The sequence below is a fragment of the Pseudoalteromonas sp. S558 genome, from assembly GCF_005886635.1.
GTDB lineage: Bacteria > Pseudomonadota > Gammaproteobacteria > Enterobacterales > Alteromonadaceae > Pseudoalteromonas > Pseudoalteromonas aliena.
This window is the reverse complement of the sequence record NZ_PNDU01000137.1, coordinates 16,029-32,165: the sequence shown is the minus strand read 5'-3', so window position 1 is coordinate 32,165 and position 16,137 is coordinate 16,029. Positions and strand designations below refer to the sequence as shown.

16 protein-coding genes are annotated in these 16,137 nt (G+C 39.7%); all 16 read left to right on the top strand.

Translation table 11 applies throughout. From position 1 onward, the window contains the following. Positions 1-10 precede the first annotated feature (10 nt). Positions 11-1,900: a flagellar hook-length control protein FliK gene (locus CWB66_RS10885; protein ID WP_252371741.1), complete on the top strand. Its 1,890-nt coding sequence runs from the start codon at positions 11-13 to the stop codon at positions 1,898-1,900. A gap of 57 nt (positions 1,901-1,957) precedes the next feature. Then, a complete protein-coding gene (gene fliL / locus CWB66_RS10880; protein WP_138585395.1) occupies positions 1,958-2,488 on the top strand; it encodes a flagellar basal body-associated protein FliL in 531 nt (176 codons plus the stop codon). A gap of 9 nt (positions 2,489-2,497) precedes the next feature. After that, entirely contained in the window at positions 2,498-3,589 is a 1,092-nt protein-coding gene (gene fliM / locus CWB66_RS10875; protein WP_077537248.1) for a flagellar motor switch protein FliM, read from the top strand. 20 nt (positions 3,590-3,609) lie between these two features. Further along, positions 3,610-4,011: a flagellar motor switch protein FliN gene (fliN, locus tag CWB66_RS10870; RefSeq protein WP_138585394.1), complete on the top strand. Its 402-nt coding sequence runs from the start codon at positions 3,610-3,612 to the stop codon at positions 4,009-4,011. Further along, entirely contained in the window at positions 4,008-4,391 is a 384-nt protein-coding gene (gene fliO, locus CWB66_RS10865) for a flagellar biosynthetic protein FliO (protein ID WP_077537250.1), read from the top strand. Before fliN ends, fliO begins: the two co-directional genes overlap by 4 nt. A gap of 4 nt (positions 4,392-4,395) precedes the next feature. Next, on the top strand, positions 4,396-5,136 hold the full coding sequence (gene fliP / locus CWB66_RS10860; protein ID WP_077537251.1) for a flagellar type III secretion system pore protein FliP: 741 nt from the start codon (positions 4,396-4,398) through the stop codon (positions 5,134-5,136). A 40-nt stretch (positions 5,137-5,176) separates the two neighbouring features. Continuing rightward, on the top strand, positions 5,177-5,446 hold the full coding sequence (gene fliQ / locus CWB66_RS10855) for a flagellar biosynthesis protein FliQ (protein ID WP_077537252.1): 270 nt from the start codon (positions 5,177-5,179) through the stop codon (positions 5,444-5,446). Between the two features lie 2 nt (positions 5,447-5,448). Beyond that, positions 5,449-6,228, top strand: coding sequence for a flagellar biosynthetic protein FliR (gene fliR, locus CWB66_RS10850; protein WP_138585393.1), 780 nt, complete (start codon positions 5,449-5,451; stop codon positions 6,226-6,228). A gap of 9 nt (positions 6,229-6,237) precedes the next feature. Beyond that, positions 6,238-7,368 (top strand): flagellar biosynthesis protein FlhB, encoded by a 1,131-nt coding sequence (flhB, locus tag CWB66_RS10845; RefSeq protein ID WP_138585392.1) that lies wholly within the window; start codon positions 6,238-6,240, stop codon positions 7,366-7,368. Between the two features lie 72 nt (positions 7,369-7,440). After that, positions 7,441-9,549 (top strand): flagellar biosynthesis protein FlhA, encoded by a 2,109-nt coding sequence (gene flhA, locus CWB66_RS10840; RefSeq protein WP_077537255.1) that lies wholly within the window; start codon positions 7,441-7,443, stop codon positions 9,547-9,549. A gap of 21 nt (positions 9,550-9,570) precedes the next feature. After that, entirely contained in the window at positions 9,571-11,058 is a 1,488-nt protein-coding gene (gene flhF, locus CWB66_RS10835) for a flagellar biosynthesis GTPase FlhF (protein WP_077537256.1), read from the top strand. Next, positions 11,051-11,911 carry a MinD/ParA family ATP-binding protein gene (locus CWB66_RS10830; RefSeq protein ID WP_077537257.1) on the top strand — a complete coding sequence of 287 codons (861 nt, stop codon included), beginning with the start codon at positions 11,051-11,053 and terminating at the stop codon, positions 11,909-11,911. The genes flhF and CWB66_RS10830 overlap by 8 nt, the downstream gene beginning before the upstream one ends. Positions 11,912-11,937: 26 nt before the next feature. Then, entirely contained in the window at positions 11,938-12,648 is a 711-nt protein-coding gene (locus CWB66_RS10825) for an RNA polymerase sigma factor FliA (RefSeq protein ID WP_077538953.1), read from the top strand. A 40-nt stretch (positions 12,649-12,688) separates the two neighbouring features. Then, on the top strand, positions 12,689-13,072 hold the full coding sequence (gene cheY / locus CWB66_RS10820; protein ID WP_024610547.1) for a chemotaxis response regulator CheY: 384 nt from the start codon (positions 12,689-12,691) through the stop codon (positions 13,070-13,072). Positions 13,073-13,088: 16 nt separating this feature from the next. Further along, positions 13,089-13,856 (top strand): protein phosphatase CheZ, encoded by a 768-nt coding sequence (locus tag CWB66_RS10815; protein WP_077537258.1) that lies wholly within the window; start codon positions 13,089-13,091, stop codon positions 13,854-13,856. A 15-nt stretch (positions 13,857-13,871) separates the two neighbouring features. After that, positions 13,872-16,103: a chemotaxis protein CheA gene (locus tag CWB66_RS10810; protein ID WP_138585391.1), complete on the top strand. Its 2,232-nt coding sequence runs from the start codon at positions 13,872-13,874 to the stop codon at positions 16,101-16,103. Positions 16,104-16,137: the final 34 nt, after the last annotated feature.

Sequence of the window (16,137 nt, the reverse complement as noted above, 5' to 3'; positions counted from 1 at the left end):
ATTTATGGCAATGAATAATATTTCAACTTTAGCAACATCTGAGCAAGACTCTTATTCAGCTTATCAAGACAAGACACCTGTTGATAAAGAGAGCACTTCAGACTCTGGGTTTTTAAACTTATTGCACCATGCCGAACAATCATCTAAACAGCCTAACAACACTGATGTTAACGCTCAAATAGACTCGCAAAACACGGTTGTGATCTCTTCTGAACAACAAAGGAGTGATGACAGTACGGTTAATAAAATCTCTGTTGATATAGAAAAAGATGATAAGAATAAGGGTGTTGAGGGCAATGATTTACTCAATAATGATTTACCCAATAAAGAGTTAACAGATAAAGAGTTAATAGATAAAGAGTTAACAGATAAGGAATTAACAGATAAGGAATTAATAGATGAGGGCGTTTTGTTACCTGGGGATTTACTGCTAGCTCAAATTAATTCGGCCCAAACAATTAATACATCGGTTAAAAAATATAGTTCTGCTATCGAAAAAATAGAAGTTGATTTAAAAGGGAACAATAAGAAACCGGTTGATGATGTAACACCTATAGATGCAACACCTGTAATAATTTCATCAAAAAAAGTAAATACTGATAACTTGCAATATGAACAAGCTAGCAATATAAAAATAGCCGTTGAGAAAAAGCCTTTAACAGAGGTCGACTCGCCAATAAAAGCGTTAGTCAAAGGTAACAAAGAATTAGAGCTTATTGTTAATCAACATAAGCCAACGAGCGGGCTAGATAAATCAGTTGAAAGTTTGACGCCTAGTCAGCTTGATAAATTAAACGCGCAAATTCAATCGTTAGATAAGCCAAATAGTAATGTAGCTACATTAAAGCAAATGATAGAGCAGTATGTAACTGAAAGTGAGTCTATTGAACCTGAATCTAAGCCTAATTTTAATTTGGAAATTAACGCACTAACAAAATCTGAAAAGCAGGCGTTGGTTTCTCAGTTAAATAGTTATATTAAAAGTGTGCAACCTCAAGGCGAAGAATTAGCTTCGCTTAAACAAACGGTTAACGACTTAACGGCATCAATAGATGAAGCGCTGACGCAACCGGTAAAAGTAACATCAATAGCTGCTGGTGTAAGTGATAAGTTAAATACAGGCAGTAACTCTCAAACACACAGCGAAAAATTTGTAGTTGATGATAAAGCTCAAGAATCAACAAAACCCGCTATCTCAGCTAAAAACGAAGAACTCGCTAAGCCATTAGAAGGCAATGCTAAAGAAGGTTCTCGCAACAACGCTAATACTGTGGAGCAATTAACCAACCGTGCTACGCAGCTGTTTACTCAGATCACCAATGCATTTAGTTCTGGACAAGCGAGCACGCGGAGTAGTTACGATACGTTGAGCTATGAGCAATCAATAACGGATATGCAAGCTTTGCAATCACAGCAATTGCAAAGTACCGCTCAAACCAAGCAGGTAAGTATTGATCCTGGTGTGATGCAGGCAATTAATATAGTTAAAAGTGATGCTGCAAAATTGCTTCAAGAGCGTGTGAGCTCTATGCTAAATATCAACAATAAAGAAGCTGAGATACGCCTTGATCCTCCCGAAATGGGCAGTATGCAAATACGTATTAGAAGTGATGCAGAACAAGCTCAAATAAATTTTGTTGTACAAAACCAGCAAGCAAAAGAGGCGCTAGAGCAATCTTTACCGCGTTTACGTGAAATGCTTGCGCAGCAAGGTATTGAAATGGGAGAGAGTACGATTTCTTATGGTGACTCAGGCAGTGGCGCAGATCAAAGCGAAGAGAATGGCCAAGGCAGATTGGCTAATAAAGATTCAGTTAATGACGAAAATGATGAACAAGTGGGCAATGGCGTTGAAACTTCTCGACAACAAACGTCATCATCAATAGATTACTATGCCTAAGTGCTGCTATTATAATAGTTAAAACAAGTAAATACCTTTGCGGATAAAGGAAATACAATGGCTGAAGACACTAATTTAGAAATAGAAGAAACAGGTAAAAGTAAAAAGAAACTCATAATAATCATCGCAGCCGCTTTACTTGTTGTCGGTGGCATTGCAGGTTACTTTTTAATGTCAGGTTCTGACGCTCCTGCAGAAGCTGTAAACAAAGAGACAGCTGCGGCCACTGATGCTCCTGCTGATACGGCTAGTTCATCAGCTGAGGTCGGGACTGCGTTATATGTCGCCATGCCAAGACCATTTGTATTTAATGTACCTGGTTCAAGTAGAGATAGAATAGTACAAGTTAAAGTACAACTTTTGGTACGTGGTAGTGTTAATGAAGAAACTGCAAAAAAACATATTCCACTTATTGAAGGAAAGCTACTTAGTATTTTTTCAACGACCACCGCTGATGAGTTAAGCACAAGTGCAGGTAAAGAAACACTTCGTTTTGCAGCTCTGGAAAAAGTGCAAGCAGCGTTAATCGATGTTGAAGGAAGTAAAGTAATAGAGCGGGTGTTATTTACCGGCTTTGTGATGCAATAAGGGGTTAGTGTGAGCGATTTATTATCCCAAGACGAAATTGATGCGCTATTACACGGTGTTGATGATGTTGAAGAGGAAGATATACACGACGGTGAAGGTGGTGGAGGAGGGACACTTCAGTACGACTTTTCTTCCCAAGACCGGATCGTACGTGGTCGCATGCCGACACTCGAAATTGTTAATGAACGTTTTGCAAGGCATATGCGAATTAGCTTATTTAACATGATGCGCCGCACTGCTGAAGTGTCTATCAACGGCGTTCAAATGATTAAATTTGGTGAGTACGTCCATACGCTATTCGTACCTACTAGTTTAAATATGGTGCGTTTCAGACCACTAAAAGGAACTGGGCTTATCACCATGGAAGCACGTCTTGTGTTTATTTTGGTTGATAACTTTTTTGGTGGTGATGGACGCTATCACGCCAAAATAGAAGGGCGTGAATTTACGCCAACAGAACGTCGTATAGTACAAATGCTACTTAAAATAATTTTTGAAGATTATAAAGAAGCATGGGCACCGGTTATGGATGTCTCATTTGAGTATCTGGATTCTGAAGTAAATCCAGCAATGGCTAATATTGTAAGTCCAACCGAGGTTGTTGTTATTAGCTCTTTTCATATTGAGCTAGATGGCGGTGGCGGCGACTTTCATATTGCGCTTCCTTATTCAATGCTTGAGCCAATTAGAGAGCTATTGGATGCGGGTGTTCAATCAGACACTGAAGATACCGATCTACGCTGGAGCAAAGCGCTGCGTGATGAAATTATGGATGTAGAGGTTGGCTTATCGACTCAGTTACTGGAAGTCGATTTAACCTTAGCACAAATAATGGAGCTTAAAGCGGGCGACATAATTCCGGTTGAAATGCCAGAGCACATAACCGTATTTGTTGAAGAGTTACCTACATTTAGGGCGAAGATGGGTCGCTCTCGCGACAATGTTGCCCTACAAATTAGCGAAAAAATTAAACGTCCTGATTCAGTTAAATCTGAGCTGCATGTATTTACCAAAGGCGGCAAGAAAATTGATTCGGATGCAGAATTAGCAGAACTAGAAGATGATTTACACCTCTCTGAGGGTGTAGACTTAGACTGGTAATTTACTAAAAGGCGAAAAGTATGAGTGATGACCAAGATACTATGGATGAATGGGCAGCAGCATTAGCTGAGGCTGAAATTCCAGAAGAGAGTGCAGATGAAGCACACGTTGCTGAACTCGATGAGTTAAGCGATGAACGACATGAGCTAAGTGGTGATGAAAAGCGTAAACTTGATACGATTTTAGATATCCCCGTTACTATTTCTATGGAAGTAGGGCGCTCTAAAATTAATATACGTAATTTATTGCAGCTTAACCAAGGATCCGTTGTAGAACTAGATCGAGTCGCTGGTGAGCCTCTTGATGTACTTGTTAATGGCACACTAATAGCGCATGGTGAAGTTGTTGTTGTTAACGATAAATTTGGTATCAGATTGACAGATGTTGTTAGTCAAGTTGAGCGGATTAAAAAGTTACGATGAGTAGTTTGATTGCATTAGCAAATTCAGTTTTTCCTGCCGCAGATACCGCAGCCCCATCTGGGGACATACTCTCTATGGTGCTTTCATTAGCTGCAGTGCTAGTACTTATACTCGTACTGGCTTATTTTGTAAAAAAACTAAATCCTAATTTAGTCAATAGTGATGAATTTAAAGTTATTCGGAGCTTACCACTGGGCTCGCGAGAGCGTTTACTGGTTATTGAAATAGATAATACTCAGCATTTGCTAGGGGTTACCCCACAAAATATTAATTATTTGCATAAATTAGAAACACCTTTAACAGAAAAAGAATTACCAGAGCTCGCTAAGCGATTTGGCAAGCTTTTAAACCCACAAGTAAATCAAAATAAAAAGAAATAACACTATGATAAAATGGCTACTTATTTTTATTGCCATTGTGTTTGTTCCCAGTGCAAGTGCAGAAGGCCTTGATGCGCTAACAATTACAACAAACGCAGATGGCACGCAAGATTACTCAGTAACATTGCAAGTTTTAGCCATTATGACGGCGTTGAGTTTTATACCCGCCGCCATAATTATGATGACATCATTTACACGTATTATTGTTGTACTCGCTATTTTGCGCCAAGCTATTGGTTTGCAGCAAACACCATCAAATCAAGTTCTATTAGGTATGTCGCTTTTTTTAAGTATTTTTATCATGTCGCCCATTTATGAAAAAATTAATGAACGCGCCATAGAACCATATCTAAGCGAGAAGGTAACCTCATTAGAAGCGTTAGAACTTGCTAAAGAGCCGATGAAAGCATTTATGCTTTCTCAAGTTCGTATCAAAGACTTAGAAACATTCGCAAAAATAGCGGGTCACGATCAATTAGATTCACCAGAAGCAGCTCCATTAATTGTATTAATACCTGCTTTTGTAACCAGTGAGCTGCAAACCGCCTTTATTATCGGTTTTATGTTTTTTATTCCCTTCCTAATTGTTGATTTAGTGGTCGCCTCCGTTTTAATGGCCATGGGTATGATGATGTTATCGCCAATGATTGTTTCTTTGCCGTTTAAAATAATGCTATTTGTGCTGGTCGATGGCTGGAGTTTAGTAATGGGTACGTTAGCTAAAAGCTTTGGTTTAGGTACGTGAATACGCTTAATAAAAAGCAAATACAAAACTAGGAGTCAGCATGGAACCGGAAATTTTTGTTGATATTCTGAGTGATGCACTATTTTTAGTTATCAAACTGGTTTCTGCAATTGTGGTACCTGGTTTAATTATTGGTTTGGTGGTTGCTGTATTTCAGGCGGCAACGTCAATTAATGAACAAACGCTGAGCTTTTTACCTCGTTTGCTAATAACTATCAGCGCACTCATTGTTGGAGGTCACTGGCTTACGCAGGAACTCATGGACTTTTTTACTCGATTAGTCATGATCATCCCTGAAATTGCAGGCTAACTATGGAGCTGCCATTTTCAGTAATCATTCAATGGTTGAGTGACTTTTTATTACCGCTAGTACGAATAAGCTCAATGATAATGGTGATGGCGGGTTTAGGCGCTAAAAATGTACCCACACGAATAAAAGTGGGGTTAGCGGTTGTCGTTACTCTTGTTGCTTTACCTAACCTTCCTCCTGCGACATTCACCAATTTATTTTCTTTTGAAATGATTTTAGTTGTGATCCAGCAACTGCTGATTGGCGTGGCGATTGGGTTTGCATCTACGTTATTATTAAATACATTTGTTTTAGCGGGACAAATATTAGCAATGCAAACGGGCCTTGGTTTCGCCTCAGTTGTTGATCCCTCCAATGGTATGAGTGTACCTGCTGTTGGGCAATTTTATTTGATTTTAGCGACTTTATTATTTTTTGTATTTAATGGTCATTTAATGATGATCCAAATGGTTATCCATAGTTTCGAAGTGTTACCTGTTGATGGTAATTGGTGGGCTGTTGATCACTATTGGGATATTGTAACGTGGGGTGGCTGGATGTTTAGCACGGCCTTGGTACTATCGCTTGCCCCCTTAACTGCAATGCTGGTTATTAATATGTCGTTTGGCATTATGACGCGTGCGGCACCACAATTGAATATCTTTTCTATTGGCTTTCCACTAACGCTTGTGGCGGGGCTTATTATTATTTGGGCTACGTTAGGTAACTTTATTTTTCAGTTCGAATATCAATGGCTCAAAATGATTGAGTTAATGTGTACTTTAGTTGGCTGTTCGCCATAGGAGAGCCTAATGTCTGAAGATTCAGGACAAGAAAAAACAGAAGAACCCACATCGAAAAAAATTGATGAGTCGAAAAAAAAAGGCCAAATAGCACGATCTAAAGAACTCGGAACCATGTTTGTTTTAATTTTCTCTGCAATTTCGTTATTAATGTACGGACCAGAAATAGGTAAAGGTTTGTACAATATAATGGGACGTATGCTTAGTTTGAATCGAAATGAAACATACGATACAACTAAAATGTTTGCTGTATGGGGTGAGGTTTCGGATGCTTTAATTTTCCCGATGGGCATGTTTGTATTTATAATTGTCTTAGCTGCATTTATTGGTAACACCTTGTTAGGTGGCTTTAATTTCAGTTGGGGCGCGGCGGCACCTAAAGCAAGTAAAATGTCGCCTATGAAAGGTTTTAAACGCATGTTTGGGTCGCAAGCGGCTGTTGAACTTGTAAAATCACTTTTAAAATTTGGTTTAGTAGCCAGCTTTGCGGTGTTTTTAATTAATACATTTTTTGATGAAATACTACATTTAAGCGTAGAGAATACGCCAGGTAATATTATTCATGCTCTGGAAATTTTGGCATGGATGTTTTTGGGTCTATCGTGCACTTTAATTATTATTGCAGCTATTGATGCGCCATTTCAAAGCTACAATCATAACAAACAACTAAAAATGACGTTGCAAGAAGTTAAAGACGAATATAAAAATTCAGAAGGTGATCCTCAAATAAAAGCACGCATAAGGCAAACGCAAAGACAAATGTCGCAAAAGCGAATGATGCAAGACGTACCTGACGCTGATGTTATTGTTACCAACCCAACACATTATTCTGTGGCGCTAAAATACGATACAGAGCGTGCAGGAGCGCCTATTGTGCTAGCCAAAGGCATTGATGAAATGGCGATGCAGATTCGTAAGGTCGCAATCGGCAACGAAGTACCCGTTGTAGAGTCCCCTATGCTCACTCGAGCTCTTTATCATACAGCTGAGGTGGGCGATCAAATCCCCGATCAATTATTTACCGCTGTAGCTCAAGTTTTAGCGTATGTGTTTCAACTTAAGCGCTTTAATAAAGGGCGTGGAAAACGTCCAACCAAACTTAATAATAAACTGCCTATCCCCGACGCCTATAAATATTAAACCGTTAACTTAGTAACTTGGAATAGTTATTGCTAATTCTATGCAGTGTCAATTTTTTGAAATTGTAGATTTATGAGTTTTAAAGCAGTATTACAACAACTTAACAGAGATAAAAAAGAATATGCCAAAGGGGTAGGTACCCCTTTGCTTGTTCTTGCTGCTTTGGGAATGGTGATTTTACCCTTACCGCCATTTTTACTTGATATTCTTTTTTCGTTCAACATAGCGCTCGCTTTGGTTGTATTACTGGTTACAGTTTATACGATGAAACCAGTTGAGTTTGGTATGTTTCCAGCCGTACTCCTAATCGCAACAATTATGCGCCTAGCACTCAATGTCGCTAGTACGCGGGTAGTACTACTTGAAGGCCACAATGGCGGTGATGCTGCAGGTAAAGTAATAGAGGCCTTTGGCTCTGTTGTTATTGGTGGTAATTACGCAGTTGGTTTGGTTGTATTCTTAATTCTAATTATTATTAACTTTGTCGTAATTACCAAAGGTGCAGGGCGTATTTCTGAGGTATCGGCACGTTTTACCCTTGATGCAATGCCAGGTAAACAAATGGCGATTGACGCAGATTTAAATGCGGGCTTTATTAGTGCAGAGCAAGCACGAGATCGCCGCGAAGAAGTCACACGAGAAGCCGATTTTTACGGTTCAATGGATGGTGCGAGTAAGTTTGTAAAAGGTGATGCTATTGCGGGTATCATCATTTTGATTATTAATATTGTTGGTGGTTTATTTGTTGGTATGATCCAGCATAATTTAAGCTTTAGTAACGCAATGGAAGTGTATACGTTACTTACCATCGGTGATGGATTAGTAGCTCAACTTCCTTCTTTATTACTCTCAATTGGTACTGCAATTGTTGTAACACGTCAAAATGAGTCGCTCAATATGGGCGATCAATTTAAGAAACAACTCGGTAATGAAAAGTCATTATTTATCGCCTCAGGTATATTAATAATAATGGGCTTAGTACCTGGCATGCCACATTTTGCTTTTTTAAGCTTAGGCGCGCTTTTAGGCTACTTAGCTTATTATACACAACAAAGTAAAATTAAAGCGGCTGCCGCTATAGAGGAAGAGGCCGTGAATGGTGCTGCTGGTACTGGCATTGCCAATAAACAAGAGCAAAAAGAACTTGGTTGGGATGATGTACAGCAAGTTGACGTAATTGGCTTAGAAGTTGGCTATAGACTTATTCCACTCGTTGATCAATCGCAAGGTGGTGAGCTGCTCAATCGTATAAAAGGTGTGCGTAAAAAGCTTTCTCAAGAATTGGGCTTTTTAGTTCCACCAGTCCATATACGCGATAACCTGGAGCTTGACCCTAATGCATACAGAATAACGCTTATGGGCGTTTCAACAGGTGAAGGTGAGCTTAAGCATGGCGATGAGTTAGCGATTAACCCAGGGCAAGTATTTGGCCCTATTAAAGGCGTTGAGACTAAAGACCCTGCATTTGGACTCGATGCTGTTTGGATCAAGCCAGATCAAAAAGATGAAGCACAATCTTTAGGCTATACCGTGGTTGACTCAGCGACAGTAGTGGCAACACATATAAGTCAATTACTAACAAACAGTGCGGCATTATTATTAGGTCACGAAGAAGTTCAAAACCTACTAGATATGTTGGGCAAGAGCCACCCTCGTTTAGTTGAAGGACTTGTGCCTGACGTACTACCATTAACCGTTATTGTTAAAGTACTACAAAACTTATTAAATGAAGGGGTCGCAATACGCGATATGCGCTCAATTGTACAAACCCTTGTAGAGTATGGTCCACGTAGCCAAGACCCTGATGTATTAACGGCTGCGGTGCGTATTTCATTACGTAGACTTATCGTTCAAGATGCGGTGGGTATGTCTTCAGAGATCCCTGTCATAACCTTGGCGCCGGAGTTGGAACAGATGTTGCATCAGTCATTGCAGAATGCAGGTGACGAAGGTGCCGGAATAGAACCAGGTCTTGCTGAGCGACTTCAAATTTCATTAAATGAAGCGCATCAAAATCAAGAAATGGCTGGTGAACCTTCTATATTGCTAACGTCAGGAATGTTACGCACTGTGTTATCTCGTTTTGTTAAGTACACCATTCCTGGATTGAGAGTGATGTCTTATCAAGAGGTACCAGATGAAAGACAGATTAAGATTGTTAGCTCGGTAGGCCAACAATAAGATTTAAACAGGGGTTAAACCATGAAAATTAAACGTTTTTTTGCTAAAGATATGCGCACAGTACTTAAAGAAGTTAAAGATGAACTCGGTGTTGATGCGGTTATCATGTCAAATAAAAAACTAGCTAACGGTGTCGAAATTGTGGCAGCTGTTGATTATGAAAAAACGGCCCCAAAACCAGTTGCTCAGTCTCAAAATACAGCAACAGAGCGCTCTAATCATTTAGCGCAATCGCAAAATACGCACAATTTTATAAAACCGGAACCACAGCGTGCACAGCCTTCACCACAGGCTAAAGTTGCAGATAGTTTAGAAGCATTATTGGAACGCCAATCACCTCGACCTCGTTCACCTGAGCTAGCTTCAATGTTTTCACAATCGGGAATTGATACTACCGAAAATTATCAAGAACCTGTAGCTAAACAACGTCCTAAAAATATGTTTTCACATGAAAATGCAGCGCCGATACGCCCTCAAACACAAGCTGATAGCTTAGGTTTTGATGATTTAGAAAGTGATTTTGATGACCTTGAAAGTCCGATAGCACCTCGTCAGCAAGCTAAAAATAATGAAAGCGTAGAGATGACATCTATGCGTGAAGAAATGAATGCAATTCGTCAGCTATTAGAGCACCAAGTCTCAGGTTTAATGCAACAAGATATGGCGCGACGTGATCCAACGCGTGCATGCATGATTGATCGTTTAATCGGCATGGGAATAGGCAAAGATGTTGCTGAGCAAATGGCGTGTTTTGTACCTGATGATGTTTCTCGCCAGCAAGGTTGGAAAGCTTTATTAGCGATGGTTGAAGATCAAATGCAAACCACGAACAACGAAATACTACGTCAAGGTGGAGTTTACGCATTAGTCGGCCCAACGGGGGTGGGTAAAACAACAACTGTCGCAAAACTTGCTGCACTTGGTGCGCAAAAGTATGGCGCTGATAAAGTTGCGTTAATTACTACGGACACCTACAGAATTGGTGCATACGAGCAACTAGCAACATATGGCCGAATTATAGGGTGTAGCGTAAAGCAAGTTAAAGATGCTAATGAATTGGCTGAAGTTTTATATCATTTACGAAATAAACGTCTAGTATTAATTGACACCGCAGGAATGAGCCAGCGTGATTTACGTTTAACCGAGCAATTAAATACGTTAATGCGTAATCAACGTGTCGATATTCGTAATTATTTAGTATTAAGTGCCACAGCACAAATTAATGTATTACAAGAAACGGTAAGACATTTCAAAAAAGTACAGTTAAGTGGTTGTATTTTTACTAAATTAGATGAATCGTTAAGTTTAGGTGAGATTATTAGTATTGCGATTCAAAATCGTCTTCCAATAGGTTATCTTACTAATGGCCAGCGAGTACCAGAGGACATTCGAGTTGCGAATTCAGAAAAACTAGTAAAAAAAGCTGAGCAATTATATTTAAAAAGAATAAAATCACAACATTCACGACATCAATCAGTGGCGTCGAACACAGTAGGGATGTATGATTAACACAGTATTAGATCAAGCAAGCGGCCTGCGAAAAATGAGTCAAAACAATAATAACGGCGTAAAAGTTATCGCTGTGACCGGTGGTAAAGGTGGAGTAGGTAAAACGAATGTTTCACTAAATACCGCAATCGCATTAGGTCAACAAGGTAAGCGAGTTTTAGTTCTTGATGCCGACTTAGGTTTAGCAAATTGTGATGTGATGCTTGGGCTTCGTGTTGAGCGCAATTTATCGCATGTATTATCTGGTGAATGCGAACTGGATGAGATTTTAGTTGAGGGTCCTGCTGGGATTAAAATTGTCCCTGCAACGTCGGGTTCGCAAAACATGGTTGAATTATCACCTTCTGAACACGCGGGTCTTATTCGTGCCTTTAGCGAATTAAATACCGAATTTGATATATTGATAGTAGACACCGCCGCCGGCATTTCCGATATGGTGCTGAGCTTTTCTCGTGCAGCACAAGATGTAATGGTCGTCGTGTGTGACGAACCAACATCAATAACAGATGCGTACGCACTAATTAAAGTATTAAGTCGTGAGCATGGCGTGTATAAATTTAAAATTGTTGCAAATATGGTTCGTAGCCTTCGCGAAGGCCAAGAATTGTTTGCAAAGCTATCTAAAGTAACAGATCGTTTCCTAGATATTTCTATGGAGCTAGCTGCAACGATACCTTACGATGAAAATATGCGTAAAGCGACACGTCGGCAGAAAGTTATTGTGGAGTTGTTTCCAAGCTCTCCAGCTTCAGTGGCTTTTCGAGCTCTGGCAACAAAAGCGGTCAAATGGCCAATACCGAATCAACCGTCAGGGCATTTAGAGTTTTTCATTGAGAAGCTGGTTAACGGCTAATTATGACAACATTGGTAAATAGAGCTATGGGATATCAATCAACACAAAATTTAAATGTGATTGTTGAGAAACATGCGTCACTGGTTAAAAAAGTGGCATGTCACTTAATTGCTCGTCTACCTCCAAGTGTACAACTCGATGATTTAATTCAATCGGGTATGATAGGACTGATTGAAGCGTCAAAAAACTTTGATGCAACTAAAGGCGCAAGCTTTGAAACGTTTGCAGGTATTCGCATCCGTGGCGCTATGCTAGATGAAATGCGCCGTGGTGACTGGGCTCCGCGTTCTGTACATCGTAAAAGTCGTCTTGTTGCTGAAACGATAAACGAATTAGAAAAAAACTTAAATCGTGAACCTACAGATATAGAAGTTGCTGAAAAACTTGATATTTCGTTAAATGAGTACCATCATATTTTAAACGATGTAAATGCAAGTAAAGTGTTGGGTATAGAAGACCTTGGAATTGATGAAGATGTCATAACTCCAGCAGGTCAAGATTTAACACTAGACAAACCTTTTAATAATGTTAAAAATGAACGATTTAATGAGTCTTTATTAAGTGCAATAAAATCATTACCAGAGCGAGATGCTATGGTGTTATCTTTGTACTATAACGATGAAATGAATTTAAAAGAGATTGGGCATATACTCGATGTTAGTGAATCGCGTGTGAGTCAGATACATGGTCAGGCGATGATTAAGCTAAAAGCAAAAATCAATGACTGGATAAACTAGTAGTAAGTAAATAAAGGTTAAGACCTCACTGGAGGATGTTTTGGATAAAAACATGAAAATTCTTGTCGTTGACGATTTTTCAACAATGAGACGTATTATTAAAAATTTATTGCGTGATTTAGGCTTTACGAATGTTCAAGAAGCAGATGATGGTTCGACTGCTTTACCAATGCTACAAAATCAGTCTTTTGATTTTGTCGTGACGGATTGGAACATGCCAGGTATGCAGGGTATTGACCTTTTAAGGGCAATTAGGGCGGATGACAAGTTAAAACATCTCCCTGTTTTAATGGTAACGGCTGAAGCTAAAAAAGAACAGATAATAGCTGCTGCTCAAGCTGGTGTTAATGGCTACATTGTAAAACCATTTACAGCTGGCACATTGAAGACCAAATTAGAAAAAGTGTTTGAACGCTTAGGTTAATTATAGGGAGAGGCTTATGTCAGCACCTGCTGCGCCTCGAATAACTTTAGAACAAGCGCGTCAACTCGTTGTTTTTTTAGAAAACGACGAGCAAGATAAAGCTGATCAATTAATTTTAGATACAGCGTCTAAAGAGCAGTCAGAGATATTTGCTGAAGTTGGCAAGTTAACGCGTCAATTGCATGAAGCTCTAAAAGGTTTTGAGCTAGATTCGCGTTTAACAAACTTAACAAACGATGCAATTCCGGATGCTAAAAAACGACTTAGTTATGTCATGGAATTGACAGAGAATGCTGCAAATAAAACCATGGATGCGGTTGAGGCAAGTCTCCCTATAACTCAGGAGTTAGCGGGTGAGATAGCAGCCATTAAACCGACATGGGATCGGTTAATGAGTCGGGATATAGAGCTTGGTGAGTTTAAAACTCTGTGCCACAGCATAGATAAGTTTATGAGTAACTCACACAATAAAACAGATGAATTACAAAATTTAATGACAAATGTTTTAATGGCGCAAGATTATCAAGATTTGACTGGTCAAGTTATTCGTCGAGTAATTGAGCTTGTAAGAGAAGTAGAAGAAAGCTTACTTCATCTACTCACTGCGTTTTCTGCGCAGGATGTGGGTACAGTTAATATAGTAGAACAACAAAAAACAGAAGAACCGATTGCCGTACAAACATTAGCAGGTCCCGAGGGCCCTATTATTGATAAAGAATCGCGTAATGATGTTGTGTCTGATCAAGATGAAGTCGATGATCTTTTATCAAGTTTGGGCTTCTAAGAGGAGAGTAACTGCATGTTTGAAGTCGATGAAGATATTTTACAAGACTTTCTTGTAGAAGCAGGAGAAATTCTTGAACTTCTATCCGAACAGTTAGTTGAACTGGAAAATAATCCAGAAGATACCGAACTATTAAATGCTATATTTCGAGGCTTTCATACAGTAAAAGGCGGTGCCGGATTTTTAGCTATGACAGAGCTTGTTGATGCTTGTCATGGTGCAGAAAATGTATTTGATTTGCTCAGACAGGGCGTTCGAACTGTAAACTCTGAATTAATGGATGTTATCTTACAAGCATTAGACACCATTAATGAAATGTTTGCGACAATTCAAAACCGTGATAAGCCTGAGCCTGCAGATCCTCAATTACTTGAAGTCCTACATAAATTAGGGTTACCTCCAACGGAAGATGAGTTATCTGGAGCATCTTCTGAAATTACAGCAGACGAACCTGAACAGGCTGATGTCGTTGCCACAGAAAACGGTGACAATAACACTATCAGCTCACAAAGCCCTGACGACGACCCATTTGCATTCGATGAATTATTTAGTAGTTCGGCTTCGCCAGCCGCCGAATCGCAAATTGATGAAATTACAGAAGATGAATTCGAAAACTTACTTGATGAACTGCATGGTAATAACCAAAGCTCTGAGACTAAGAAGCCTGTAAGTACTACTTCTAGTAGTGACATTACTGATGACGAGTTTGATAATTTATTAGATGAGTTACATGGTGTTGGTAGTTTTGGCACTGTTGATGTACAAAAAAGTGAGCCAGTTGCTTCGCATACGCCGCAAGAAACAGCGCCTGTCGCCAATAACTCAGGCTCTTCTGATGATGATATTAGTGACGCTGAATTTGAATCCTTATTAGATGAATTACATGGCAAAGGCAGCGCACCTAAATCTGTAGAAAGTAATCATCCCGTAACTGCAAAGCCTGCACCTCCAAAACCGGCTGTTCAGGCAAAGAAAGTTGAGCCTGCGCCTGTTAGTAAGCCCGCTAATAAGCCTGAAGCAAAAGCACCAAGTCCTGCTGCTCCAAGCCCAGCCGCAGCTCCGAAAAAGGCAGTCGCGCCCGCAGCTGAAACTACAGTACGTGTAGACACTAAGCGCCTTGATCAAATTATGAATATGGTTGGTGAGCTAGTACTTGTGAGAAATCGCCTCGTTAGTTTGGCCACCAATTCTGAAAGTGAAGCGATGGGTAAAGCAATATCAAATTTAGATGTTGTAACCGCCGATATTCAAGGTGCGGTTATGCAAACCCGCATGCAACCGATCAAAAAAGTATTTGGGCGTTTTCCTCGAGTTGTTCGTGACTTGGCGAGAAGCTTAAATAAAGATATCAATTTATTACTGGTCGGCGAAGAAACTGATTTAGATAAAAACTTGGTTGAAGCGTTAGCCGATCCGCTCGTGCATTTGGTCAGAAACTCAGTCGATCACGGCATTGAAATGCCAGATGTACGTGAAGCATCTGGAAAATCAAGAACAGGTACTGTTACGTTATCAGCGTCTCAACAAGGCGATCATATTTTGCTTACTATCAAAGATGATGGTGCTGGTATGGATGCTGAGAAACTCAAGAAAATAGCAATAGCTAAAGGTGTACTTGATCATGACCAAGCAAGTCGACTTTCAAACACTGAAGCTTACAACTTAATTTTTGCACCAGGCTTTTCAACAAAAGAAGAAATTTCGGATATTTCCGGACGTGGTGTTGGAATGGATGTTGTAAAAACAAAAATCACCCAGCTTAACGGTTCTGTAAGTATTGAATCAGAGTTAGGTGTTGGTACAACATTAGAGATTAAAGTACCGTTAACGCTCGCAATACTTCCAACGTTAATGGTTGTTGTTGGTGCACAGACATTTGCATTACCACTTGCTGGTGTTAGTGAAATATTCCACTTTGATTTAACTAAAACAAATGTTGTTAATGGTCAGTTAACTGTTATTGTCCGCAAAAAAGCGGTTCCATTGTTCTACTTGGAACATTGGCTTGTAAAAGGGGCCGATCGTTCTTTGCGTAAAGATCAAGGTCATGTCGTGATTGTTCAAATAGGCACGCAGCAAGTTGGTTTTGTAGTGGACTCGTTAATAGGGCAAGAAGAAGTTGTAATCAAACCTCTTGACGCTTTATTACAAGGCACTCCCGGAATGGCTGGCGCTACAATAACTTCTGATGGTGGAATTGCATTGATTTTAGATGTTCCAAGTATGCTAAAACATTACGCGAACTGACAATAAGTAGGTGTAGTATGCACTACACCTACGT

Coding starts and splice junctions, on each gene's coding strand:
- CWB66_RS10885 (WP_252371741.1), top strand. CDS start 11: ATGAATAATATTTCAACTTTAGCAACATCTGAGCAAGACTCTTATTCA.
- fliL (WP_138585395.1), top strand. CDS start 1,958: ATGGCTGAAGACACTAATTTAGAAATAGAAGAAACAGGTAAAAGTAAA.
- fliN (WP_138585394.1), top strand. CDS start 3,610: ATGAGTGATGACCAAGATACTATGGATGAATGGGCAGCAGCATTAGCT.
- fliO (WP_077537250.1), top strand. CDS start 4,008: ATGAGTAGTTTGATTGCATTAGCAAATTCAGTTTTTCCTGCCGCAGAT.
- fliP (WP_077537251.1), top strand. CDS start 4,396: ATGATAAAATGGCTACTTATTTTTATTGCCATTGTGTTTGTTCCCAGT.
- fliQ (WP_077537252.1), top strand. CDS start 5,177: ATGGAACCGGAAATTTTTGTTGATATTCTGAGTGATGCACTATTTTTA.
- fliR (WP_138585393.1), top strand. CDS start 5,449: ATGGAGCTGCCATTTTCAGTAATCATTCAATGGTTGAGTGACTTTTTA.
- flhB (WP_138585392.1), top strand. CDS start 6,238: ATGTCTGAAGATTCAGGACAAGAAAAAACAGAAGAACCCACATCGAAA.
- flhA (WP_077537255.1), top strand. CDS start 7,441: ATGAGTTTTAAAGCAGTATTACAACAACTTAACAGAGATAAAAAAGAA.
- flhF (WP_077537256.1), top strand. CDS start 9,571: ATGAAAATTAAACGTTTTTTTGCTAAAGATATGCGCACAGTACTTAAA.
- CWB66_RS10830 (WP_077537257.1), top strand. CDS start 11,051: ATGATTAACACAGTATTAGATCAAGCAAGCGGCCTGCGAAAAATGAGT.
- CWB66_RS10825 (WP_077538953.1), top strand. CDS start 11,938: ATGGGATATCAATCAACACAAAATTTAAATGTGATTGTTGAGAAACAT.
- CWB66_RS10815 (WP_077537258.1), top strand. CDS start 13,089: ATGTCAGCACCTGCTGCGCCTCGAATAACTTTAGAACAAGCGCGTCAA.
- CWB66_RS10810 (WP_138585391.1), top strand. CDS start 13,872: ATGTTTGAAGTCGATGAAGATATTTTACAAGACTTTCTTGTAGAAGCA.